The 23,219-nt window shown below is 69.0% G+C and carries 24 protein-coding genes and 2 pseudogenes; 12 read left to right on the plus strand and 14 right to left on the minus strand.

Features of this window, described 5'->3' with window-relative positions; all coding sequences use genetic code 11:
- Nucleotides 1-38: 38 nt before the first annotated feature.
- Nucleotides 39-947 carry an NAD(P)-dependent oxidoreductase gene (locus ACIPK4_RS31080; protein WP_402318791.1) on the minus strand — a complete coding sequence of 303 codons (909 nt, stop codon included), beginning with the start codon at nt 945-947 and terminating at the stop codon, nt 39-41.
- 83 nt (nt 948-1,030) lie between these two features.
- Here ACIPK4_RS31080 and ACIPK4_RS31085 point away from each other — a divergent pair, with 83 nt between their 5' ends.
- Both ACIPK4_RS31085 and ACIPK4_RS31090 read left to right on the plus strand, forming a co-directional pair.
- Nucleotides 1,031-1,402, plus strand: a complete 372-nt coding sequence (locus ACIPK4_RS31085; protein WP_402318793.1) for a winged helix-turn-helix transcriptional regulator — start codon at nt 1,031-1,033, stop codon at nt 1,400-1,402.
- Nucleotides 1,403-1,548: 146 nt separating this feature from the next.
- Entirely contained in the window at nt 1,549-2,007 is a 459-nt protein-coding gene (locus ACIPK4_RS31090; RefSeq protein WP_402318795.1) for a hypothetical protein, read from the plus strand.
- Between the two features lie 129 nt (nt 2,008-2,136).
- Here the strand turns inward: ACIPK4_RS31090 and mscL are convergent, their stop codons facing one another.
- The 3 genes from mscL to ACIPK4_RS31105 all read right to left on the minus strand — a co-directional run bounded on the left by mscL (nt 2,137) and on the right by ACIPK4_RS31105 (nt 4,193).
- Nucleotides 2,137-2,580 (minus strand): large conductance mechanosensitive channel protein MscL, encoded by a 444-nt coding sequence (gene mscL, locus ACIPK4_RS31095; protein ID WP_402318798.1) that lies wholly within the window; start codon nt 2,578-2,580, stop codon nt 2,137-2,139.
- A 266-nt stretch (nt 2,581-2,846) separates the two neighbouring features.
- Nucleotides 2,847-3,083 (minus strand): XRE family transcriptional regulator, encoded by a 237-nt coding sequence (locus ACIPK4_RS31100; protein ID WP_402318801.1) that lies wholly within the window; start codon nt 3,081-3,083, stop codon nt 2,847-2,849.
- A gap of 120 nt (nt 3,084-3,203) precedes the next feature.
- On the minus strand, nt 3,204-4,193 hold the full coding sequence (locus ACIPK4_RS31105) for a magnesium and cobalt transport protein CorA (RefSeq protein WP_402318804.1): 990 nt from the start codon (nt 4,191-4,193) through the stop codon (nt 3,204-3,206).
- 661 nt (nt 4,194-4,854) lie between these two features.
- Here ACIPK4_RS31105 and ACIPK4_RS31110 point away from each other — a divergent pair.
- On the plus strand, nt 4,855-5,271 hold the full coding sequence (locus tag ACIPK4_RS31110; protein ID WP_402318807.1) for a CBS domain-containing protein: 417 nt from the start codon (nt 4,855-4,857) through the stop codon (nt 5,269-5,271).
- Nucleotides 5,272-5,513: 242 nt separating this feature from the next.
- Here the strand turns inward: ACIPK4_RS31110 and ACIPK4_RS31115 are convergent, their stop codons facing one another.
- A complete protein-coding gene (locus tag ACIPK4_RS31115) occupies nt 5,514-5,912 on the minus strand; it encodes a hypothetical protein (RefSeq protein ID WP_402318809.1) in 399 nt (132 codons plus the stop codon).
- 205 nt (nt 5,913-6,117) lie between these two features.
- On the opposite strand from ACIPK4_RS31115, the gene ACIPK4_RS31120 reads away from it, so the two are divergent.
- The 4 genes and pseudogenes from ACIPK4_RS31120 to ACIPK4_RS31135 form a co-directional block, all read left to right on the plus strand.
- Complete coding sequence (locus ACIPK4_RS31120) at nt 6,118-6,540, plus strand: VOC family protein (protein ID WP_402318812.1); 423 nt, start codon at nt 6,118-6,120, stop codon at nt 6,538-6,540.
- The gene (locus ACIPK4_RS31125; protein WP_402318815.1) at nt 6,537-7,421 is read left to right on the plus strand and encodes a patatin-like phospholipase family protein; all 885 of its coding nucleotides are present in this window, start codon (nt 6,537-6,539) and stop codon (nt 7,419-7,421) included. Before ACIPK4_RS31120 ends, ACIPK4_RS31125 begins: the two co-directional genes overlap by 4 nt.
- Before the next feature lie 235 nt (nt 7,422-7,656).
- A complete protein-coding gene (locus tag ACIPK4_RS31130; RefSeq protein ID WP_402318818.1) occupies nt 7,657-7,902 on the plus strand; it encodes a hypothetical protein in 246 nt (81 codons plus the stop codon).
- A gap of 846 nt (nt 7,903-8,748) precedes the next feature.
- Nucleotides 8,749-9,069, plus strand: a pseudogene (locus ACIPK4_RS31135) (DUF1203 domain-containing protein); the annotation flags it as partial.
- Nucleotides 9,070-9,115: 46 nt separating this feature from the next.
- Here ACIPK4_RS31135 and ACIPK4_RS31140 read toward each other — a convergent pair.
- Both ACIPK4_RS31140 and ACIPK4_RS31145 read right to left on the minus strand, forming a co-directional pair.
- A complete protein-coding gene (locus tag ACIPK4_RS31140) occupies nt 9,116-9,664 on the minus strand; it encodes an NIPSNAP family protein (RefSeq protein ID WP_402318821.1) in 549 nt (182 codons plus the stop codon).
- Entirely contained in the window at nt 9,661-10,128 is a 468-nt protein-coding gene (locus tag ACIPK4_RS31145) for a hypothetical protein (protein WP_402318824.1), read from the minus strand. The genes ACIPK4_RS31140 and ACIPK4_RS31145 overlap by 4 nt, the downstream gene beginning before the upstream one ends.
- A gap of 62 nt (nt 10,129-10,190) precedes the next feature.
- Between ACIPK4_RS31145 and ACIPK4_RS31150 the strand changes: the two genes are divergently transcribed.
- Entirely contained in the window at nt 10,191-11,117 is a 927-nt protein-coding gene (locus tag ACIPK4_RS31150; RefSeq protein WP_402318827.1) for a helix-turn-helix transcriptional regulator, read from the plus strand.
- Nucleotides 11,118-11,139: 22 nt separating this feature from the next.
- Here ACIPK4_RS31150 and ACIPK4_RS31155 read toward each other — a convergent pair whose 3' ends face one another.
- Nucleotides 11,140-11,727, minus strand: a complete 588-nt coding sequence (locus ACIPK4_RS31155; protein ID WP_402318830.1) for a TetR/AcrR family transcriptional regulator — start codon at nt 11,725-11,727, stop codon at nt 11,140-11,142.
- A 116-nt stretch (nt 11,728-11,843) separates the two neighbouring features.
- Between ACIPK4_RS31155 and ACIPK4_RS31160 the strand changes: the two genes are divergently transcribed.
- Nucleotides 11,844-12,701 carry a class I SAM-dependent methyltransferase gene (locus ACIPK4_RS31160; RefSeq protein WP_402318832.1) on the plus strand — a complete coding sequence of 286 codons (858 nt, stop codon included), beginning with the start codon at nt 11,844-11,846 and terminating at the stop codon, nt 12,699-12,701.
- A gap of 85 nt (nt 12,702-12,786) precedes the next feature.
- On the opposite strand, the gene ACIPK4_RS31165 is transcribed toward ACIPK4_RS31160, so the two are convergent.
- The 3 genes and pseudogenes from ACIPK4_RS31165 to ACIPK4_RS31175 all read right to left on the minus strand — a co-directional run bounded on the left by ACIPK4_RS31165 (nt 12,787) and on the right by ACIPK4_RS31175 (nt 14,051).
- Nucleotides 12,787-13,035, minus strand: coding sequence for an ATP-binding protein (locus ACIPK4_RS31165; protein WP_402318835.1), 249 nt, complete (start codon nt 13,033-13,035; stop codon nt 12,787-12,789).
- 182 nt (nt 13,036-13,217) lie between these two features.
- A pseudogene (locus ACIPK4_RS31170) lies at nt 13,218-13,416 on the minus strand (IS630 family transposase); the annotation flags it as partial.
- Nucleotides 13,417-13,502: 86 nt separating this feature from the next.
- Nucleotides 13,503-14,051 (minus strand): GNAT family N-acetyltransferase, encoded by a 549-nt coding sequence (locus ACIPK4_RS31175; protein ID WP_402318838.1) that lies wholly within the window; start codon nt 14,049-14,051, stop codon nt 13,503-13,505.
- A 759-nt stretch (nt 14,052-14,810) separates the two neighbouring features.
- Here ACIPK4_RS31175 and ACIPK4_RS31180 point away from each other — a divergent pair.
- Together ACIPK4_RS31180 and ACIPK4_RS31185 are read left to right on the plus strand one after the other, a co-directional pair.
- Nucleotides 14,811-15,269, plus strand: coding sequence for a hypothetical protein (locus ACIPK4_RS31180; RefSeq protein WP_402318841.1), 459 nt, complete (start codon nt 14,811-14,813; stop codon nt 15,267-15,269).
- 178 nt (nt 15,270-15,447) lie between these two features.
- A complete protein-coding gene (locus ACIPK4_RS31185) occupies nt 15,448-15,837 on the plus strand; it encodes a transposase (protein ID WP_402318843.1) in 390 nt (129 codons plus the stop codon).
- A gap of 890 nt (nt 15,838-16,727) precedes the next feature.
- On the opposite strand, the gene ACIPK4_RS31190 is transcribed toward ACIPK4_RS31185, so the two are convergent.
- Entirely contained in the window at nt 16,728-17,522 is a 795-nt protein-coding gene (locus tag ACIPK4_RS31190) for an oxidoreductase (RefSeq protein ID WP_402318846.1), read from the minus strand.
- Between the two features lie 1,384 nt (nt 17,523-18,906).
- Between ACIPK4_RS31190 and ACIPK4_RS31195 the strand changes: the two genes are divergently transcribed.
- The gene (locus tag ACIPK4_RS31195; RefSeq protein WP_402318848.1) at nt 18,907-19,122 is read left to right on the plus strand and encodes a hypothetical protein; all 216 of its coding nucleotides are present in this window, start codon (nt 18,907-18,909) and stop codon (nt 19,120-19,122) included.
- A 622-nt stretch (nt 19,123-19,744) separates the two neighbouring features.
- Here ACIPK4_RS31195 and ACIPK4_RS31200 read toward each other — a convergent pair.
- Both ACIPK4_RS31200 and ACIPK4_RS31205 read right to left on the minus strand, forming a co-directional pair.
- The gene (locus ACIPK4_RS31200; RefSeq protein WP_402318851.1) at nt 19,745-21,502 is read right to left on the minus strand and encodes an RICIN domain-containing protein; all 1,758 of its coding nucleotides are present in this window, start codon (nt 21,500-21,502) and stop codon (nt 19,745-19,747) included.
- 609 nt (nt 21,503-22,111) lie between these two features.
- Nucleotides 22,112-22,780, minus strand: a complete 669-nt coding sequence (locus ACIPK4_RS31205) for a poly-gamma-glutamate hydrolase family protein (protein ID WP_402318853.1) — start codon at nt 22,778-22,780, stop codon at nt 22,112-22,114.
- Between the last annotated feature and the right edge of the window lie 439 nt (nt 22,781-23,219).

Consider the following 23,219-nt stretch of genomic DNA (forward strand, 5'->3'; position numbering starts at 1 on the left):
CGCTCCGGGCAGGACCGGTTGGACATAAAGAGACATCGTCAGCGTGGTCGTCGGATGCTGTCGATGATGCGCGTCCAGTTGTCGCTGCCGTGCCCGTCCGCAATCGCGCGCCGGTAGTGGGCCTGCACGGCCAGGGGAAGCGCGAGGTCGAGGCCGATCGACGCACTGGTCTCGACGATGTGGTCGGACGTCGCTCCCATCATCGTGACGGTGCTGAGGTCGCCGGGATGCTCTCCTGCATCGAGCGCGGCACCGGGGTTCTCCTCACCAGCCCTCAGGATGTCTCCGATCGAATCGGCGGAGGCGAGCAGCTCCGGCAGCACGTCCTTGGCCTTCATCCCTGCCGTACCAAGCATTGCGGTGGCGTGCATCAATGCCGACAGGGTGGTGAGGAACACCGTGAGCTGGGCCTGGTACATCATCTGGGCGAGGCCCGGGTCCTCGCCCAGATGCTTTGGTGTTCCGAGGTGCGTCAATGCTGCCCGGTGCCGCTCCATCACCTGGTCGGGCCCGCTGTAGTAGACGTGGGCTGCCTCCGTGCCGACCATCGGCGCGGGGACCATGACACCTCCGGCGAGGAACGCGGCGCCGTGGCCCGCTGCCCAAGCGGCCGCCTCGCGTGTGCGGTCGGGGGTGTCGGAGCTCAGGTTGACCAGCGTCCTGCCGGCGAGCGATGCGGTGGCACCGTCAAGGATGTCGTACATGACCTGGTAGTCGGTGAGGCTGAGGATGACGAGGTCGCTCGCCTGGAGCGCCTCGGTGGGTGTCGCTGCCGGCGTCGCTCCCTCGGATACGACACCGACGGCCCGGCTTGCGGTGCGGTTCCAGACGGTGACCGGGTGCCCGGCACTGAGGAGGGTGCGGGTCATCGCCTGGCCCATCGGGCCGAGCCCGATCACGGTGACAGCGCTGTTCCGGCGGGTGCTGTGCTGCTGTTGTTCGTTCACTCCTCCATGCTCGGAGAGCGCCACTACTCTGGGAAGTACCCACTATTTTCTGCGGTACTTACCTTTCAGTAAGGGGTTCAGTGATGGCCAAGGCGCCGAGACGCGGTCCCTACATCTGCGGCATCGACGCTGCGCTCGACGTGGTGAGCGGCAAGTGGAAGGGGCTGATCCTCTGGGAACTCCACGCCCACCGCGTACGCCGCTTCGCCGAGCTGCGGCGGGGTCTGCCGGGAGTGAGCGAGAAGATGCTCACCCAGCACCTGCGGGAGATGGAGGAAGACGGACTGGTGCGCCGGAAGGTCTACGCCGAGGTGCCGCCGCGGGTGGAGTACTCGCTGACCGTGCACGGGCACACGCTCAACCAAGCGCTCGGGCCGCTCGGCGACTGGGGGTCCGAACGGTTGCGCCGCGACGGGTCCGAAGTGGTGGACGTAGCCGAGACGGCGCATGGCTAGTGCTAGTGCTGTGACCGGGAACGTTTGCCGGGTTGCTCGTCGTGCTGGCCGGATGCGGATGTGACGACTTCGACTGGCATGGGGACGGCGGACAGGGTCCCGAGCACCTGCGCAACCGTCGGGCGGCCGCTCGCGTCGCAGCTTTCATGATCGTTATTCTGGTGGTGATCGGTGTTCCCCTGCTCGCGGCGGCCATGACCGGCGCGGTGCTCGTCCGCGCGGGCGTCGCCGTGCGCCGGCGCTCGTTGCGCCCGCTGCTGAGGCCGGTCTTCTGCTTCCAGCTGGCGCTGGCCGGGGCCGGTGTTGCGGCCCTGGCCTTCGGCTGGGGGTTCACGACCGGCTTCAACATCCCTGACCCCGATGCGCAGTGCAACGGGATCGGGCTCGACCTGGCAGCCCCTCGGCGGCACCTGGTGACGAGGTCGGTGTTCCCGGTGTCGATCGTCTGCTCCGACGGCCGGGACGGGAGGAACGGGGACGAGCAAGTGCCGGGCTGGGTCAACCCGACCGTCTTCACGGCCGGCGGACTGGGGATCGCCGCCTTGGTCGCGCTCCCCTTCACGATCCGGCTCCGACGCCACCGCCCCGGCCAGGGTCGGAGATGACCGCATAGCCCTGCGTGTTCCCTGCGCGAGACAGACGACTACCTCGAGCCGATCGGTGCCTGTCGGCCACTGTCTTCTCCACTCCCCGCCCCGGGGCCGGTCGCGATCGCGCCCAGCATCTTCTCGGTGTCAGCCGACACGCTGTGTCTCGGCTCCGGCCTGGGCGGCCACGTCGGGCAGCGGGACGGTGCAGTACGCGCAGCGTCGGGCCTGGGCGGGTACGGGGCTGAGGCATTCAGGGCAGTCGCGCTTGGGTGCCTGAACGTCCTGGTGCGGTGCGAGGCGCTCGTGGAGCTTGTTGATCGGCAAGACCACCAGGACGTACAGGGCGGTCGCCAGCAGCAGGAAGCTGATCGCCGCGTTGATGAACGCTCCGTACGGGAACTGGGTAGCGCCGACCGTGAACGCTTTGCGGCTCATGTCTCCGGCCGCTCCTGTGGCCAGCCCGACCAGCGGAGTCAGGAACGCACCGACGAAGCCGTTCACCACGGCAGTGAAAGCGGCGCCGATGACGATACCGACGGCGAGATCGACGACGTTGCCGCGAAGGATGAAGCTGCGGAAGCCTTTCACCTGTCTCCTTTACAGATCCCTGGCACCGGGGTGCGGGCGCGGGGCGGCCTCCGGTGGCCGTTCCGCTCTCATTCCGGGTGCCCTGCCTCCGGTCGTCGATGCGGTGGGGCGACGGGCGTGGCGGGCGCGGGCCCGGCGGTGCTGCGCAGCGGTCCGCGGGGCGAGGAGGAGTTCCTCATAACGGCCGAGCGCAAGAACGCCGGCAAGTAGTCCTCCGGGCAGGGCGAGCACGAGGAGGGCGGTGGTCGGTGCCGCCGGGTCGGGCATCACGCGCTGGGCACGCCGACGAGGGCGGCGTGGGGAAGGACATCGCTCACGGGGAGGTCCAGGGCGCGGGCGCGTTCCCGCAGCTCCTGCGCGGTGGGGTGTATGGGGCCTGTGGTGCCGTCCTGGACGAACACCCTGATGCCTGGCGTGCGGATTCCGGTGCTGTCCGCAAGCGCCTGCACACTGAGGTGCGGGCGGCGCTTGGCTGCTTCGAGGACGTGCGACAGGTCGGCCATCTCCCGCTCCTGCCCCGGTCCCCGGTTCTCATGCCGTGCCGTATCCGAGGCCACCCCGACGCGTGAGTTGCAGCGAGGCAGCAGCCGCACCGGCACGTGCCGCCCGCGCAAGCCGTTCGGCTAGAGCCAGCCGTTGCGGCGGAAGGCGCGGTACAGGAGCCCGGACGCCAGTGCCATGAGGCAGAGGGCGAGCGGGTAGCCGTAACTCCAGCTCAGCTCGGGCATGTGCTCGAAGTTCATCCCGTAGACGCCGGCGACCATGGTGGGGATCGCGAAGATCGCCGCCCAGGCCGAGATGCGGCGCATGTCATCGTTCTGCCAGGTGCCCACCCGCGCCTGCTGGGCGTCCAGAACCGAGTTCAGCAGCTCGTCCAGGGACCGGACCTCGGTGTCGGTACGGTTCAGATGATCCGCCACGTCGCGGAAGTAAGGCAGGACCTTCGGCGGAAAGGCCTGGCCGTTCTGGCCGGGCCCGGTCAGGAGCGACTGCAGGACGGGAACAAGGGGCTGTACCGCGTCACGGAACTCCCGCACCTCCCGCTTGAGGGAGTAGATCTGCCCGGTGTGGTCGACGCGGGAGGTGGAGAAGACGCAGTCCTCCAGAGCGGAGAGCGCGGCCCGCACGTTGTCCGCGGCGTCACTGTAGGCGTCCACGACCACGTCGAGGACGGCGTGCAGAACGGACAGCGGGCCGAAGCGCAGCATGCCGGGGGCGGCTTCGAGCCGTCGTGCGGCTTCAGCGGCCGGGTCGACAGCACCGTGCCGGACGGTGAGCACGTACCGGGGGCCGACGAAGAGCATCAACTCCCCGGTCTCCACCGCTCTGTCCGCATCGACGTACCAGAGGGTCTTGAGCGCGACGGCCAACACGTCGCCGAAGCGCTCGTGCTTGGGCCGCTGCCGCGCCTGGACGGCATCCTCGACCGCGAGGGGGTGCAGGCCCAGCCCCTGCGCCAGCTGCACCAGTTCGGCTTCGGCCGGGTCCACCAGGCGCACCCAGCCGAACTCACCCTCACCAAGGTCGCGCAGCCGCTTCAGCACCAGCTGGCAGGCTTCGTCCTCCAGGCCGCACTCCACGGTCTCCGACCGGCCCGAGTGCTCCTCATACATCACGCATTCCATCTCACCCGCATGCTTCAACATGCCGATTTCATGCGCCGCCCATCGTCCGGCGACCATGACGACCGTGGGACGGTAGCCGGGCCACACGTCACTGCCAGGGGAACTGCTGTCCGATTCCACGGTGCGGGACGTGATCGGGTGGCGGCTCATCCAGGCGATTGAGGCCACCGGCACACTCATCATCTTCACCGGCGCCACCGGGGCCTTCGCCCGCTTCGCCGCTACCGGGCCTCGCGGACGCTCCCTCAGCGCCGAGTTCAACAAAGATCCGCTCAGCCTCGGACGCTTCCTGGTACTAAGCCGCGCCGCGCTGTCCTCTGAGCATGCGCATCGCCCTGGCGCGCACCGGCAGCGGCTGGAGGGGGACGTGGCGGACGTGGCCATTGCCTGGCCACCTGCACCAAGGTGCGGCGTACTGCCTCCCGCCGCCCGCACGCAGCGGCGGCGCCTGCGATCCTCCATCTTGGCCCGGCCCTTCCGGGGGCGGTGCGCGGCTCGCCGAAGTACGGGGGACAGACCGTGGCCTGGGGTGGTTGTGGAGCCGTTGCCGTTACCCGGCTCGGACAGGGGGCACCTATAGGTCCCGTGGCCGGTCCGCGTGAGCGGGCATGGCCCGCATCCCTGCGGACGAGGACGAAGGAGTACGGCAGTGACGAAGGCCCGCGAGATCATGACGGCGGACGCGACGTGCATCGGCGCCCAGGAGACGGTGCTCGAAGCAGCGAAGAAGATGACCCAGCTGGGGGTCGGCGCACTGCCGATCTGCGGCACGGACGAGAAGCTCAAGGGCATGCTCACCGACCGGGACATCGTGGTGAAGGTCCTGGGCGTGGGCAAGGACCCCGCCTCGGTCAAGGCAGGCGACCTGGCCCAGGGCGAGGCGGTGACCATCGGCGCTGACGACGATGCCGAGGAGATCCTGCGCACCATGCGCGAGCACCAGGTCCGCCGGCTGCCCGTCATCGACGGACACACACTCGTCGGCATCGTCGCGCTGGCCGACGTCGCCCGTGCACTTCCGGACGCCAAGGTCGGCGACCTGCTCCAAGCGGTCTCGCAGGACTGACCAGCGCAGTCGGTTTGCCGGCGGTCAGGGCGGCGGCCAGGAGATCCTCGGCGGTGCGGGTGATGAAGCAGCGGGTGCGCTCCCGGTTGTAGAGCCTCGCACGCGGGAGGGCGGCTCCTTGGCCGAGCGCCCCGGCGTCTCCCGCAAGACGGTGGACCGCTACCTCTCCGGAGCCACGAAGAAGCCGCAGAAGCGCCTCCGGGCTCGACGTCAAAACCGACTACGCGCCAGAGCCGAACGATTTACAGTCCCTGGGGGAGCTTCTCCATGACACGGTCACGGAGAAGCTCGTACTCCGCACGGAGCCTGCCCCACTCGGTTACGGGCGGGCGGGGAATGACGATGCCCCCGGTGACGGACTCGTCCGGCCCAAATTGTTCGCGGGTGAGGTCGATCTCAATGCCCATGCCCATGCCCAGGCGGTTCCACCAGTGGTAGTCCACGCGCTCTCCGTTGACGTGGACCTCTCCCCGGATCAGCTCGCCTCCCAGCAGGTCATTGAGCACCATGGCGGTCACCCCGCACTGGTCCCGGGCCGGGTTGTCCTCGGTCCAGCGTGATCGGAACTCAGGGGTGCACGTCTCGGCACTCCAGTTGCTGCGAACGGCTCGTTCGATGTCGGTGAGAAGCAAGGGTGTCATGCCGGTGATCCTGCCAGCGGGCACTGACAACGGCCGGACGGCAAAGGGTCAAGTTTCCGCTGTCGGAGGTCATGAGGGGCCTCCATTACAGTGGCCTGCAAGCGGGCATGTTCAGATCGCCTGCTTGACCTCAACCAAACTTGAGTTTCTAAGTTCCTTCCAGGGCCGCGGGACCGACCGGCGGTGACCTTCAGGAAGGTTCGCAGTGACCGAGTACGCAGCCCGGATCGAAATTCCCGATCACTACCGCAATGCGGTGATCCCGCACATCATGGTCGACGGCGCCGCCGCGGCGATCGAGTTCTATGCGCAGGCGTTCGGCGCCGTCGAGCTCTTCCGGCTAGAAGGCGACGCCGGGCGGATCGTGCATGCCGAGGTCGCTGTCCAGGGTTCCACACTCATGCTCGGTGACGTCGACGTCCCGTTCTCGATTCCGGACCGGGCGGGAGCGTCGGTTGCGTTGCACGTGTACGTGCCGGACGTGGACGGCCTGACCACGACGGCTGTGAACAGGGGCGCCGAGCTGCTCACGGCGCCGACTGACATGCCCTACGGTGCGCGTCAGTCGATGCTACGCGACCCGTTCGGCCACGTCTGGGTGTTCCTTACTCCGATCGTGGCGGCGTGATACGCGTGCCGAACGTCGCCGAACAGGAAGAAACCGGGTACTCGATCGGCCGCGCGCTCGTGCTAGGCCCGGGCGGCCCCGCGGGCACGGCCTGGATGGCCGGGCTGGCCCACGGTCTGCGTCACAAGGGTGTGGATCTGAGCGAGGCAGACACGATCGTCGGCACCTCGGCAGGTGCGATCGTGGCGGCAGCGCTCGGCGCCGAGGATGGCCTAGGCCGCCTCGCCAGCCCACTGACCGGTGCTCGCCCCCGATCCGCCGGGCCCGACCCGGGACGGACGGGCGAGGTGTTCGCCGTGCTCGGAACGCCGGGCCTGACGCCGGACGAGGTCCGGCGCCGCGTGGGACGGATCGCTCTGGAGACGGCCGACCCGCGCGCGCAGCAGGCGCTGCTCGCTGTTCGTCGTGAGCTGATCGGTACCGAGGTCTGGCCAGAACGTCATCTTCTGATAACGGCCGTGGACGTGGCGAGCGGCAGGCCCGTGGTCTGGGACCGCGACAGCGGCGTGCCGCTGGTTCACGCCGTTGCAGCGAGCAGCGCCTTCCCCGGCACGGCCTCACCGATCGAGGTCGGTGACCGGCACTACATGGATGGCGCACTGCGCGAGGGCACCAACGCCGACCTGGCCCGCGGAGCCCAGAGGGTCCTCGTTGTCGAACCACTGGCGCATCAGCACCCGCGAGAGCCGCACCAGCAGGCGCTTTTCGCACTGGGCACGCAGTCCGTGCTCACCGTTGCTCCGGACGAGACCTCGGTTCGTGCCTTCGGTACCGACCCGAGCGATCTCGCGGCATGGGCTCCTGCCTTCCAGGCGGGATTCGCGCAGGCTGCTGACGAGCACGAGCGGCTTGCCGCCTGGATCCATCCGCGGGCTGAGTGAGGGGTGCGAAATGTCGATGCGGCCGGGGCCGGGCTGAAGGTGCCTGAGCCGACCGGGTGGCGGCACGGGGCCCGTACCCGTTGGCGATGCCGGTCCGTGACGAGCCGGGCGAGTTGTTCGCGGACGCCGAGTTGGCCGAGGCGTTCGAAGCCAGGGGGCCAACCTGACGGGCCACCAGGCCGGCTCGCGCTGGAGACGGTGCTGCAGTTCGCCGAGATGCCACCAGCCCCGGTGGGTGCACAGGTCGGATAAACGCCACGTCCTCGCGCTCGGCTCCGCGCCACAGCTCGGCCGACACGGTTCCGTGCACGCGTTCTGTGCCTTTGACGCACGGGAGGGCCAGCAGTACCGCACCGCCCGGGCCGCTCCGGGCCGCCTCGACGACGTGCGCACACGTGGCCACCACGGTCTCGGCGACCAGGAAGCCCGCCCCGACCACCGTCCCGTCCTGGGTCAGGATCCGGACGACCGCCGCGAGTAGATCCGAGGCCACCCTGGCCTGCTACTCCAACGACCTGGCTCAGCAGCAGACCGCCGGAACCCGGCGCCAGCTATCCGAGGCATCGACGGCAACCTGGCCGCCACCACTGCGAAGGCCGGCGGCAGGATCTTGCAACGGGTGAACCTGCACGGCGACGTGGCTCTGGCCCTGCCGACCGACACCGCGCTGGACTCCGACGAGTACGGCAATGCCCGTACCGGACAGGCGGCGGCCCGCTACAGCTGGCTGGGTGGTGAGCAGCGCTCCGACGAGACGCTGACCGGCCTCACTCTCAGGGGCGTGCGCCTCTACGACCCGAGCACCGGTCGTTTCCTGCAGACCGACCCGGTCACGGTGCCTGGCCATCCACGTTGTGTACTGGACCGGATCCAACTTGGTGACGACGGTCGCCGACGATCAGTCGGGACACATGCAGGGGTGCAGCGCATTGCGCGCCACACCCCCTGTGTGCGTTCATCAGAGGGCTGTCTGCCTCGCCCAGGTTCGGCTTCGGGCAGGACCCGAGGCCGGAGGCGCAACGAGGGCGGCCGCGCACGGGCGCATGGCCGTCCCCGTGCCGCCGCGGCCCCTCGCGCCCGGCACGCAGGACCGCTCTCGGGATGCAGTCCCTGCAGCTTGTCTGTCACGGCACCCGACAGCTCAGGCGCGAGGTCGCGGTCAATCCGAACGCCGTGTCCAGTATGTCCTCGTCCTCTGGCGAGATGGTCTGGTCGTCAGCTACGGCGTCGTAGGCGTTCTTCTCCGGGACCACGTGACAGCTGGGCGTCGGCCGGTGAGCCCTCGCACGCTCCTTCAAGGGCCATGTCGTTCGAATGCGCCGGGCCCCCGTTGCGTCGTTGGGCCGCCGCGACGGGTGCCGGTCCGGGCGCGTACGACGAACGGGGTCCCGTCCTCATCCAAGCCGATGGCTGCGGTGGGTACACCTCGGGAGAGGACCACCCCTTCGCTCGGCAGGGAGCGCTGTGTACCGTGCGCCGCCATGACGCCCGGGGCCGTATCGCGGATGGTCGCCTGCTGGAGATTCCGGCCGACGCCACGACCGGCTTCGATGCGGCCTTCGACGATGCGTTCAACGACCCGGACGTCATGCTCGTACACGGCAGGGCAGTGGCATACGGATGCTTCCACTACGAGGTGCGCCGGCCCTCCGCCGAAGTGCGGTTGGAGCCGTACCGGATCCGCCGGACAGGACTCAGGTCGTCACCGGTTCGAGCCGAAGCCTGCGGCTCGGCCAGGGCGGTGGGTGCGCCGGGCCGAACCAGACCCTGACGTCCTCCCCGGTGCGGACCGGCAGGCGCGGGTAGTCGTTCTGGGCGTGCTCGGTGCGGTGCAGTGCGTGGCCCGGGTTCAAGTGCCGGGCGGCGTACCCGTCGAAGGCGGTCGCCGCGGACGGATGACAGACGGTCGCGAGCACCTCGCGAGCACTGGGCGCGGGCGTGTAGCCGGGTCCGCGCAGCAGCAGGACGTCGTCGCTGTCGGTCATGGTGGCGTTGGCCGCCTCGCGGTGCTCCCGCCAGACCGGTCCGGTGTAGAAGGCCTCCAGCGAGCGCCGACGGTGCGCCATGTCGGGGAAGGAGCGCAGCCAGACGAAGCGGTTCGGGTCGTCCAGGTCGCGGAACCGTCCGCCGACGGTGATGCCGACCGCCTGCTGGCCGGTCACGAACTCGCGCTCGAACAGCTCGATCAGCGTTTCCCGGGCTCCGGGACGCAGGGTGTACTGCCGCAGTTCGACGATGCTCATGCGCCGGCCCGCCCGGTTCGGGTGAAGTCCATGGTCCAGTTGTGCTCCCAGGTGCGGCCGTCGTCGGCGGAGAACTCCTGCTCCCAGCGGGCGTGGTCCGGACCGAGGCGGTGCCAGGTGAAGTGCACTCGGATCGGGCGCCCGTCGTGGGTGTCGTCACCGTAGAAGTCACCGCGTTCCCCGGTGAAGCCACCGATCACGGGCGGGTCCAGCCGGCCCGTCCGACTGTCGGACCAGTGGATCGACCAGCGTCCCGTCTGGCGGTCGAGCAGCCGCAGGGTCACTCCCTGGCGGCCGAGGGTGGGAAAGGTGATCTCGTCGATGTTGCCGGCGCCCCCGAACAGCGGCCGGATCACGGCATGGCCCGGAAACTCCACCCAGGCTCCGGTGCCCGGTGCCAGCGGTGCGGTGAGACGGCGATTGGCCACGTCCCAGGAGCCGTGCAGGAAGTCGAAGTCGTTCATGCGTCGCAGGTTAGGGACGGTCCCCTGACATCTGCTGTCAGTGGATGTGGATACTGGGCGGCATGCGCGCGAGTCGGCTGGTCACTCTGCTCCTCCTGCTCCAGAACCGGGGCCGGATGACCGCCCGGGAACTGGCCGAGGAACTGGAGGTCTCCGTCCGTACGGTCTACCGGGACGTCGAGGCGCTCGGCGCCGCCGGCATCCCGCTGTACGGCGCCGCCGGACACGCGGGCGGCTACCGGCTGGTCGGCGGATACCGGACCCGGCTCACCGGACTCACCGCGGACGAGGCGCAGGCCGCGTTCCTCGCCGCGCTCCCCGGTGCCGCAGCCGACCTGGGACTCGGGGAGGCGCTCGCCACCGCGCAACTCAAGTTGCATGCCGCGCTTCCGGCGGAGCTGCGCGAGCACGCCGAACGTATCCGTAAACGCTTCCTGCTCGACGCACCCGGCTGGTACAACGACGCCGACCACACGCCCTATCTGGCCCCGGCCGCCGCCGCGGTGTGGGAGCGGCGGGCAATGGTGCTGCGGTACCGGCGCTGGCGGGCGCCGGAGGAGATCGAGCGCCGGGTCGAGCCGTACGGGCTCGTACTGAAGGCGGGCCGCTGGTACCTGGTCGCGGGCGGGCCCTCCGGGATCCGCACCTACCGGATCGACCAGATCCTCGGCATCCGACCGCTGGAGGAGTTCACCGCCCCGGACGGCTTCGACCTGGCCGCCTACTGGGAGGGCTACCTGGCTGACTTCAGGGCCCGGCTGCACACCGGGAAGGCCCTGGTACGGCTCACCCCGGAAGGCGCCCGCCGTCTCGGCGTGCCGCCTGCGAGCGAGGGGTGGACGCAGGCCTGGGTGCCGATCGAGTCGATCGACCACGCCTACGGGGAGTTCCTGCGGCTGGGCACGGACATCGAGGTGGTGGCACCGGACGAACTCCGCGACCGCATCGCCGCGACCGTAAACACCTTGGCAGCCCGCTACGCTCGCTGACCCCCCACAGAAGTGCGGGGCCTCAGCGGCCAAGGAGCACGGCCAGCAGCCGCTGCGTGGTCGCCGCGGTGTCCGTGGCCTGTCCGGGGCTGTGGGTCATCAGCAGGTGGTGGGTCGTGCCGACGAGCGCGAGCGCGATGGTGGCGGCGTCGCTGTCGGCGGGGATGCGGCCAGCGTACTGTTCCGCCTGAAGGTAGGCGGTGACGGCCTGCTGGATCGCATCGAAGGCGGGCGCGCCGGACTGGAAGCCCTCGCGGGTGTGTGACGCGGCCGCGGGGCGGGTCATCGCCAGGCCCACCACCGCCGGGGGCAGGGAGTCCAGCAGCGCCCCGACGACCTCCTGGAGGTTCTCCGCTACCGTGCCATGGCCCACCTTGGCCTCCAGCGCCTGGGCCTGGCGGGCGCTGCGGGCGAAGCGGTCCAGGACGAGTTCGGCGACGAACTCGTCCAGACCGGCGAAGTGCGTGTGCAACACGCCCTTGGCGCAGTCCGCCTCCGCGGTGACCGCGCGGCTGGTCAGAGAGGCGGCCCCGTCTCGGGCCACCACCCTTTCCGCGGCCGCGAACAGCCGCTCCCGCAGGTCCGGAATCGCCACTCCACGAGGTGACACAACAGCCCCTTTCTCTTGGCCCGTTGCAAGTATGGGCGTTCGCCCATACTGTTTGGGCACTTGCCCATACTAGGGTCGGGGCGCCCTGTCGCGCCCCGGCGGGAGGGAGTTCAGTCATGGAGCAGTTCGCCAACACCGTGCAGGCCGAGGCGTGGAACGGATACGAGGGCGCCCAGTGGGCCCGCAGTCAGGAGCGCTGGGACGCCGTCAACGACGGCTTCAACCAGCCCCTGCTGGACGCCGCGGCCATCTCCGAGACCGACACCGTCCTGGACGTCGGCTGCGGAGCCGGCCGCACCACCCGCCTCGCCGCCCGGCGCGCCACACGCGGCCGGGTGCTCGGCCTGGACCTCTCGGAGCCGATGCTGGACAAGGCCCGGGAGAGCGCCGCACGCGAAGGAATCGCGAACGCGGCCTTCGTGCAGGGAGACGCCCAGGTCCAGCCCTTGGACGCCGGGTCGTTCGATGCGGTCATCAGCCGGTACGGCATGACCTTCTTCACCGACCCGGTCGCCGCGTTCGCCAACCTCCACCGCGCCCTGCGCCCCGGCGGCCGGCTGGCCTTCATCTGCGCGGCCGAGGCCGAGGCCAACGAATGGCTCGCAGCACTGGCCTCGCTCAAGCACATCCTCCCGATCGGCGGCTTCGGGAAGGCCGACGGCCCCGGCATGTTCTCGCTCACTGATCCCGGCCGGATCCACGGCCTGCTCGCCGCGGGCGGGTTCGAGGAGGTGAACGTGCAGCGCATCGAAGCGGCGGGGAAGTGGGGCGCCGACGCGGCGGACGCCGCGGCGTTCCTCCTGGACTCCGGTCCCGGACGTCACCTCCTCGACCAGGTGACCCCACCCGAGCAGGACGCCGCGCGCCAGGCGCTGACGGCTGCCCTGCAGCGCCACGAGACGGACAGCGGGCTGTGGCTGCGCAGCAACTCCTGGCTGGTCACCGCCGTGCACGGCGGTTCAGCACACGGCTGAGCCTTACCCCCGCTTCGCCGTCCGCGGTCAGGTGGACCTTGGTGCTCAGGCGCCGCGGGAGCGTCCGAGAGCGTGATCGGCGGGCTCATCGTGTCGCGCCGCCGAGCAGGAGTTCGGCGAGCAGGCCGCCGCCGGGGGCGGGGGAGAGTCGGGCGGTGCCGCCGTGGAGTTCGGCCACCCAGCGGACGATGGCGAGGCCGGTGCCGGTGCCGGTGCCGGTGCCGGTGCTCGCGGTTCCGGTGACGCGGCGTTCGAAGACCCGTGTGCGAGTTCTACCCCGGCGCCGCCGAGGTCGCCACCGCACTGGGGTGCTGCAGGTGCCGTGCGAGGCCATCGGCAGGGGGCGGAAGTCTCCGTTACCTGCCTTCCGTGTACAGACCAGCTCCGGCCTGTTCCCTGTCGTGGGTGCCCTGCCGTCGGCGGTGTTACCACTGGGCTCAGCTCAATGTGATGCTCTGTTACTCAGGGTTGCGCTTGATGGTCCCGGCCTTCAGGAGTTCGGTGACGCCCGACCACATCGTGGATCACATCCCGCACTTGGTCCGCGCTGGCGAACGTCACCTGGGCGATCTTCGCCACCGGCCTGCCCCGCGCGGACAGCAGCACCACCTGCGCCCGCCTCCAGATCACCACCGACCCAGTACCTTGCGGTGATCCGCAGCAGGTGCCTGCCCTCGTTGTCCTCGATCTCGCGGGCGCGTACTCGTTCTGCCACCCGCACAGCCTGGCGACACCACCCCACCCGGACCAGCATCCAAACGGCGCGTCATGTCACAAGCAGGGGTACCGGCGCTCGCATCACTAGGCGTTGGGGTCACGCAAGCCGACTGCGTCATGCCGCCAGAACGGCTCCGCATAGACCAGCGTCCCCGTCATCCATGGCTCATGCTCCGGGAACCTGATGACCTGAAAGGCGCCGTCCGGGATGCGCAGGGACGGCTTTCGGAAGCCCAGGCCACCACCGGGCACGAAGCCGAAGCGCGAGTAATAGCCCGGATCACCCTCCAGGAAGACGAGCGGAACAGCTCGCTCGGCGAGGACCCCCAGGCCGTGTCGAACCAGGGCCGAGCCGATACCCCGCTTATGGAGCTGAGGCATCACGGCCAAAGGACTGAGGACTTGCACGTCAACCAGCCGACGAGGCGCATCGAGAAGACTGCGGGTGAACATGACATGCCCGACGACCTGCCCCTCGTGCTCGGCGACCAGCGAGAGACCGTCCTGGGGTGTGATCGTGTCCCGCAGGGTATCGACCAGGTCGGCGACGACCAGGCCATGGTTACCGAACGCCTGCAGGTGAACATCCCGCACGGCCTGCCTGTCGCTGGGAAGTTCTTCGCGAAGATCCATGCCCGGAGGGTAAAGGCCCCTTCGGGCGGCTCGCACACGGTTTTGGGCCCGGAAGGACACGCGGCCAGTGACCGCTCAGTTGCACACCGGACCAGCAACCGAACCGAACGCTCGCTCCGGCGGGGCGAAGGTTCGCTGATGCGGCACTAGCGTGTTCAAGGGCCACCTATCGTGCTCCTTACCTCGTTGGCGGGTTGGTTCCGGTCCTTCGTGCGATCGGGAGACCCAGGGGCCCCGGGTGCCGGACCGGGTCGACGGCGTGCAGGCGGGCCGCGACCCGTGGCGGGCCTTCCGCGAAGGCCTGTGCCTCGATGGTGCGGTGGCGGAAGTGATCGTGGTCTTCAGGCCGTGGGTAGCCATGGTCTCCGGAAGGGCGGTCTGCATGGCCGCGAGCCGCTCGCCCCGCAGCTCCTCGTCTCACCGTGCTCGCCCATCGGCACCACTTTCGCCGCCGTCTTCCGGCCCACCGGACTCACGATGCCGACACTCCGGCAGGACCGGATCCGCGAACGAGACGTTCCATGTCAACGACCCGCTCCACGATGGGTTTGGGGTGGGCTCTATTCCGTGGTGCGTGAGGTATGCGGACGGGGGCGGCCTGACCGCCACGGGACGGCAGTGCCGGGAGACCGTACGGCTACAAGCGGCTGAGTTGTTCGAGCAGAGGCTCGGGAGCTTGGTCATGGAGAGCCACCCAGGCGGACTATTCCTCTCGGGGCAGGGATCGGATTCGATGACGGCACCTTTGAAGGGGGACCGATGACTCTCGACGTCTGGACCAACAACGTACTAATGCACCTGAAGGCCCTGCTCGCGATCTTCCCTCCGCTCATCGAGGATCAGCGCGCGCGCAACATCATTCCGGCAGCGATGGACGGAATACTGGAGTGGACGCTCCCGTGGGGCATGGACGACGGGCTCGGGAACGTCCGGCTCACCCTAATCGACGAGCCCTCGGGCTGGGGCGTTCCGAAGCGCGTGCGCGTGGTCGTAGCCGCGAAGGCGGCGGCCTTCTCCTCCACGGTCAACGAGGACGTGGCCCTCCCCCGCTACGACCCCACGGCGCCCACCGCGCCCCCGGCCGGCGATACGCAGGAACCTCGGCGCGTCAGCACCAGCATGGCCCGGAGCCTGCTGGACCATGTCGGCGGCGACCCCGACTCGCTCCGGTACGAAGCGGACGGTTCCCAGAGCTTCACCGTGGTGGTCGCCAACTGACAGTCATGAGGTTCGTGGTGACGCCGCTGGTGGTCTGCCCCTCTGCCTGGGTGAGCTCGTTCCTTACTGGCAGCCGCAGACCGCCCCGAGGACGAAGCTGGGGACGAAGCAGACACACCCCGGTCGTAACGGTGAGCGGGCGCCGCTCGGGGCAGCTGTCGGTGGCCGGATTGATGCATTGCGGCCCGGCTCCCGCACCCGCCTGTCCTATCGTCTCCTCGCCCATCCGGCGGGCTGGGGCAAGCGCCGCAGCATGGGCGAAAGCGATTTCATCGCCTTGCCCAACGGCGTCCACCAGCTCGTCAAGGCGCCGCTCGTGTCGGTCTGGGACCGGCCGAACACCCACGTTTCCCGCAAAATGCGCCAGATGATCGACGACCGGGACTGGCTGACGGTGTTCCTTCTGCCGACCTACTCGCCCGACCTGAACCCGGTCGAAGGTGTGTGGCCCACGTCAAACGCAGCCTGGCCAACCTCGCCGTCGTCGCCCCTCGACGGCCTGGAGACCCTCCTCCGCAACCTCATCAAGCGACTCCAACACCGATTCCAGACCTCAACGGCTTCATAGCCGGAACCGGCCTCGCCCTCGACGACCCACCCTCACCCTGACGAACCGAAGGAACCTGTGGGGAGAACCCGAGCCGGTGCATCCGGCGTACGTCCCGGTTCCGGCTTGCGACCCCCATCTGGCCCTGGCCGAGAAGGCCGACGGTGTCGCCGACGAGGACCAGTTGTCCGGCTGTTCACCGATGAGCATGCCGAGGAACTGGCCACCCTTACGGCGGGGGAGACCGAGGCGTCGGTGAGCCGGCTCACGGCGCCGGGCCGGCGTCGCTGGCGTGCTGGGGGAGGTCCGCATCATCGACGGGTTCCGCTCAGGGGCGGGCGGCCTGCGGGTGACGCTGGCGGCCGGCCATGCTGCGAGGCACCGGAGAGGACGGCGGGCGGGGTGGTCCGGCACGGGGTGCCCTACGTCCGCCCGGGCGAGGAATGTGTCTGCCAACAGTGGCGGGCGGGTGGCAGTGATGGCGGGACAGGTCTCCGGCTTTCCGCTGGTTGAGCGCACGCGGGCGTGGTGCTCCACTGCCAGGAGGGCGGTGTCTGGCTTGGCTGTACTGGCACGGGGTGGCGTTTGGCCTGGTCGGGCTCTGCCATGAAGCCGGTACTTTGCACTTTACGACGACGTCAACGCGATGGCCTTCAAGAGCAAGGTCCTTGAGCGGCCTCGTACGGAAGGGGATAGGGCGAACCGAACTGGCGCTTCGTAAAGGACCACATCACCCTGCACGCAGGCCGAGCTGAGGCGACGGGATCCCTAGTGCTGTGGCCCCACAGGTTCGCCGGGCCGAAAGGGGCATCTGCTGGGGCCTGGCCGCGCTGAAGTCGATCCGAGCCGCCCGAGTGGTTGTGCCATGAAGCCCCTTGCAGGATTCCCTTGCGGCACCGTCGCGCCAGGGCTCAGGTCGTCTTGGTCTGGCCGCCGTCGATGAGGAATTCGGCGCCTGTGATGTTCGCGGCGCGGGGTGAGGCCAGGAAGAGCGCGAGGTCGGCGACCTCTTGAGGTTCGGTGAAGCGTCCTGTGGTGATGCCCGTCTGCTGGGGCACCACCACGTCCACGGCCTCCTGGGCAGTGGTCCCTGCGCTGGCCGCCACCGCCTCGGCGAAGCCGCCGGGGGCGGTCCAGAACGGGGTGCGGACCGGTCCCGGAGCGATGGCGTTCACCCGGACGCCGCGCGGCGCAAACTCCTCCGACAGCGCTTTGGTAAGGCTGGTCAGCGCGGCCTTGGCCGCCGAGTAGTCCACCACCGTGGGGAAGGGCATCCGGGCGTTGAGGGAACTGATGTTGACGATAGCGCCTCCGCCGTCCGCAAGCAGGTGCGGCAGCGCGGCGCGGCTGGCGCGGACGGCGCTGAAGAAGTTCAGGTCGAAGCCCCGCTGCCACTGTGCGTCGTCGATGGCGAGGAAATCGGTGCGGGGCTTGGTGGCTCCGACGTTGTTGACCAGGATGTCGATCCTGCCATGATGTTCCATCGCCGCCTGGATCAGTGCCTCCACTCCTTCGCTGGTAGCCAGATCGCCGGCTGCGAAGGCCACGTCATATGTCTCACGCAACGCGGTCAGCTCACGGGTCTCGGAACGGCTGCCGGCGACTACACGCGCGCCCTCACGCAGGAACGCCTCGGTGATGGCCAAGCCGATGCCTTTGCTGGCACCGGTGACGACGGCGACTTTGTCGGTGAGCTCCAGATCCATTTGCACGCACTCCTGTGTCATGAACTCGGCATGGATTGTTCGCATGAATCGGGCATTTACCGGCATTGTGTGCGTCGGATCCCATGCGCCCTCGCAGGCACGCCGTGTCCTGCTGTTGGGGCGTGAGACCACCATCAGCCGGTCGGTCCTCGACTGATCCGCTGGCCCTCGTTTACCGGACATGGTCATGAACACACCGCGGCACACCGCCAAGCGCCTTGCGCTCGCGGGAATCCTTGCCCTCGCGACGAACGGCCTGGGCGTGGGCTGCCGGGCGCAGGCGCGTTATGGAACCCGCTTGCCCTCCGCCCGGGGGAGGCTCCTGCTACTTCGAGTACTGCGATGGGGGTGGGCTGCGCCCGATCGAATTTGATCCGGAAGTCGGGCGCTGCTACAACGCCAGCAGTGCGGGAGCCATCAGGGGAACCAACAAGACGAACCACGCGGTCCACCTCTGGCCCACCAGTGACTTCCCTGGCAGCACAATTTGGTCTGGTGAAGCCAGGGTTTTCCTGGAACGACCCCAGCCACCACTACTTCCGACCGATTCGCTGACCCCTGCTGAAAGGGGCACCTTTCGCGCGCGGACGCGTAGGGGTCCAGTAGGTCGAGAAACCCCTCGCGCGCGCAGGTGCGTGGAGCGGGCAGAAAGTGGAGAAACCCCTTACCTCGGAGCCGGAAGCGCTTGATGTCCGGCGGGGCGCAGGGCGGTACCCGGCAATCGGCGCGTGCCGCTCCTTCCCTCCCTCGTCGCGCTCGACGGGCTCCTCGAGGACCTCGATGCCGGCGACGGCCGCCGGCGGCAGCCTGCCATGGTCCGCGGGGAGCTGAAGCAGACGCTGGACCGCAACCCGCTGCCGGTCGGCGCTCGGGGGAGTCTGCAGCGGCTCCCGGAGGAAGCGGTGCTCGGCCCGTACGTACGTCTCGCGGAGGCCGGGGCGCTGCGGAGCCGGCAGCTCGGTGGGGGGTACCCGCCCACCTCGGAGCCGACCCACGCCATCCGGCGGACCTGCCTCGACCTGCTGCACGAGGCCCTCGGCCTGCCCGCGCTGCAACGCACGGGGCTCGTGCCCACGCTCCGCTCCCGTACTTCGCCCGCCGCCCGGCCTTGCCCGTGGGCACGTAGGCGACACGCCCACCCCGCACTTCCACGTCGGGGTGTGGCTTCTCTGCACCAATCAAGAGGGCCGTTCAGGTTCCTGTCGGGCTCCCGCGGTTGATGCGGTGCGCCCGCCAGTCGCGAACTGGCCAGAGTCTGCCCCTAACGGGCGGCATATGCGCTTGCGTCCCTCCGCAGGGGCCCGCCGTCCCTAAAGTCTGTGCTCTTGCCTCGTTGACCAGAGGCAGGTCCGTCCACCGGATGACTGGCGATTGGAAGGCTCGCATGGAGCACGAACTTCGAGCGGAATACGTTGACGGCGCCGAGCCTGAAGATGGGGAGGTCAAGACTTGGCACGTCGTGCGCGAGGAAGAGGCGACGGGCATGTGCGGTCGAGAGTTGAGCCCGGAAGCTGCGTTGCGATCCGTTGACGACTGGGGGAATGCGGGGATGCCGATCTGTCACAGCTGCGGAGCCCTGTATCTGCGGGAATCACCCTGACTGAGGGGCGAGAGCCCAGCGGGTGAGTCTGCCCGCCGCATCAAGGGAGCCCCGGCGACTGACGGGGCTCCTCACTTTTGCTTAGTGAGTCGATCTTCACGAAGACGGTTCGCATGGGTTGGAGCGTAGGCAATTCAGCTTCGTGGCGACCATGGATTTCAGGGACGATCCCGATACGTCCACGTAGTGGTGGCGTGGTTGGCGACGTCAGCGAAGGCTGGCATACCGAGATCGACTGCGGAGGATCGGCGAGCTGTCTCGCATCGACCCTCTGTCGCGCGATGCGGGCGCTGCGATCCACGGGTGGAGTGCCGCTACGAGAAGGCGTTATGTGACGAGGTGTCGCTTCTGTCAGCGCCGGAACGTGCGGCACCGTCGCACCCCGGCTGATCGGAGAGTGTGGCCGAAGGCCCAAAGGATAGGTAGAGCCCCGGGCCACAGGCCTGGGGCTTGCTTCTTGTGCGTCCATTCCCGCTTTCGCGCCATGAACTGAGATTGCCGGCGCCCCGGCCGGCGCGCTACGGCTAGCGGCAGCCGGTCGGCACCGGCCGAGAAGTGCTCGGCGGGACGACGGGGGATGAACGCGGCCCCGTCGAAGGGTGGGCCGACCGGCTGCGTGTGGCTACTTGAGCGGCGTGCCGCCCGAGTTGCGGTACGCGATCGTCTTGTTGATCAGGTTCCCGCCGTCGGACTCGACCGCGGTCTGCTCCTGCTGCCCGGCACCGAACAGCAGACCGGCGATGTGCGCGTTCGCCACCTGGTCCATGTGCGACAGGAGCCAGTCGACCTTGTCGTCCTTGTAGTGGTTGCGGGTGTTGTTCTGCGCCATGTTGCCCAGGGGGATCTGCCACAGGACCACCGGCTTGCCCACCGACTCGGCCATCGTCTTGTAGAACGCCAGTTGGGCGGCGGCCTTCTGGTCGTTCCAGAAGGTGTCACGGCCACCGTTCGCCGGCAGGGCGTACCAGCCCGCGTCGCGGTCCACCACGTCGGTGGCCAGGAAGTCGGCGTTCTTCGCCCCGAGGTCCGCGTAGTCCTTGACGCAGGCCTGCGTGTTGTTCTGCCAGTCCCAGCAGGTGAGGTGGAACCCGGCGCCCGTGTTCGGCGCGTACTTGTGCGCCATCGATATCAGGCACTGGGCCAGGCCCGCAGCGCTGTTCTCCTGCGATCCGCAGTCCGTCGGATTCGCGGCCGTGACCTGCGCGGTGACCTGGTGCGGGTTGCCGAGCGACCGGACGTAGCCCCAGAAGTCGGGCTCGATGTCGATCATGTCGTGCGAGGTGCCGATCTTCTGGAGGAAGAAGCGGTAGTCGTTCATGTAGCGGGTGAGCAGGTCGGCCCTGTTGATGGCTTGAACCTCGCCCGGACCGTCGCCCTGGCCCGCCGCGTCGCCGAGGTCGCGCAGCGAGTACCAGGTCCAGAGGAACTTCTGCGGGCGCGGCTTGCCCTGGTAGGTCTGCTGGGCCGCCTTGGCGTCCCGCCAGGTCACGTACGTGCCGGGTGCCGTGGTGCTGCCGTTCCAGCAGCCCCACCAGCCCGTCCACGCGTCCTGGCAGCGAGCCGCCGTGTAGTAGTCCGACGAGGGTGCGGGCTGGCTGTGCACATAGGCGTACTGCACGTCGAACGGCGCGGCGCTCGCCGAGGCGTCGTTCATCGAGCCGCCGATGAGCACCGTGTTGCTGCCCATGAAACTCTTCGTCGAGGTGCCGCTGCCGCCGGCGGTAGGCGTCGGCGGCGTCGACGTCGGGTGGGTACCGCTCGGAGCCTGGCTCGCCGGCCGACTGCCGCCGGGCGTGGCAGGGGTGGTGGGCGTGGCGCTGCTGCCCGAGCTCCCTGTGTTCCCGGCGCCGCTGGCGCTACCGGCCGGGACGAGCTGCCACTGCTGCTGGGGGCCGTTCCAGTCGTGGTACTGGGCGATGTGGGCCCCGTCGGCCTTGGTGCCGCCCGGGACCTCAACGGCCTTGCCACTGAAGCGGTTGATCAGACGCACGTAGCCGTCCGGCGACTTCTCCATGTGGAACTGCTGGTTGGCGCCGTTCAGGTCGCTCCACTGCACCAGCTCGGAGCCCTCGGTCTTCGACCAGTTGTAGTCGTCCAGCACCTTGCCGGAGTGCCGGTTCTGCAACCGGTAGTTCCCGTCACCTGCGTCGATGAACTTCCACTGCTGGTTCGCCGCGCCGGTGCGGCGCCACTGCACCAGCGGAGCACCGTCGTTCGTGGCGTAGCCGAGGTCGTCCAGTGCTTTGCCGGTGTCGCGGTTGACCAGCATGTACCAGGCGTTCGTGTCCACGGTTCCCGCCGAGGCCGTGTTGACCACGACCACGGAGCCGCCTACGACCGCCAGGCTGACGGCCGCCCAGAAACTCCGACGCTGATACAACCGACGACCACGATGCGTCGGCCGCCGCCCCGGAGCGGCCGAGCGGGACGACGCGCGACCGCGGCGGCCGCGGCCGCCGGGCGACGCCTCCGACGACGTGGATGGGCGAGGGAACATGTCGATGCTCTCTTTCAGCCGTTGCCTCTGACCGGACCGCCTGTCCGGACACCACCCAGTTGTCACCGCCCCCGGAAAGGTTGCCCCGGGCCGCGAAAATCTTTTTCGGGCACCGAGCGCCGGCTGGCGATCACGTCGTCGGGCGGGGACGGCGGCGGGGCGAAACGCAGCCGACAACCGCTGCCGGTCGCCGGCGACGGGCAGGCGGTGGGTATCGGGAGCCGTTCGGCCCGGCGCCCGGCGCCCGGCGCGGCACCGGCCGAACGGTCGGCCCGGGCGGCACGGTGGTGGTGCAGACCCGGCGCGGGGCGTTGGTCCGGGACCGGTGGCCGGACCAGGTGGCGGCCGCCGAGCAACTCCCCAGGGGGAGCACGGGGCAGGCGGCTGGCGGTTGGGGTCGGTGGCAGCCTGCGCCGATATGGCGTGCGTAGGTGAGGCCCGGTGCCCGGTTTTCCGGGGGCAGTAGCACCGGGCCGCGTGCTCCTGCGGGCGTCAGACGCTGGTGGAGGGAGCGGGCTTCGCCAGGCCGAGTTCGTGGACGTCGATGGCCTCGCGGACGGCGTTGGTGAAGCCGTTCCAGAAACCGGTGCCAGCGGTGGCCCTTCGGTTTTCCGCGCCGTCGAAGGTGCCGAACATAGTGCGCCGGAGTTCGGTGGAAATTTCAAGCTGGGCGCCGGCACCCGTACGGGTGCGGTTCACGAAGTTGCGGACGTCATCGCCATTGAGCTCGGAGTCAGCCGCTGCCAGGGTCACCGTGACGGACAGATCGTCGTTGCCGCTGAGGGGCTTGAGGCCATGCTTGTCGAACGCCCAGGCCAGGTTTTCCATCAACCGCCGGTCGCGGCCGCCGATGAGGATCTGGTTCTTCGGGCCCTTCTTGGGGCTGAAGCCGTGGAGGGAGACGGCGTACAGGTTGTTCGTGCAGACGGCCAAGGCCGCAGGGTCGTCACAAAGCGTCGAGGTGATGTGGAGCGCGTCGTTGTTGACGAGCGCCTCGAACATCCAGTAGTCCCGCTGGACGAGTCCGGGCACGGCGGATGGCATGGCAGCGGCCGGGCCCTCCTTGTGGGAGTAGCCGGCGATGGCCAGACACAGTTCGCTCGTCCCTGCCTCAATGGCGCCGCCGTGAGGGGCCAGGACCGCCGTGCTGCGGACGGCCATGCTGGATGATCTTTGATTGTCACCGAGCTCTGGCTGACCGCCGCACCGGAATCGGCGTACCCAGTCAGTACCCTCCTTGAAGTCAGTGCTGCTGTAAAGATCTGTGTTCGAGTGGAGGGGCTCCCGGGGCGGGATGGTCGGGCCCTCCGCGGCCACAGCCGCAGTGCCGTTCCCGGCCAGGTCATTGAGTAGGGGCAGGGCGGCGATCGTGGCAGCCGCAGATGTCAGCACGCTACGCCGACTGGTGAGGTTCATGCATTGATCATCACCGATGAACCAGCCATTCAGTAGCGAAGGGTGAGGGCATGACCTGAGCCCTATAGCGCGGAAGGAGAACCACGAGCCCCCGGGCGTGCCCGGTTGCCATGCCCGGCTCGAGCGTGACACGACGGTGGGCCGACGCCTACGAGCGGATCACGACACGGCGCATCGGCGCACG

It is taken from the genome of Streptomyces sp. NPDC086989, assembly GCF_044745505.1.
GTDB lineage: Bacteria > Actinomycetota > Actinomycetes > Streptomycetales > Streptomycetaceae > Streptomyces.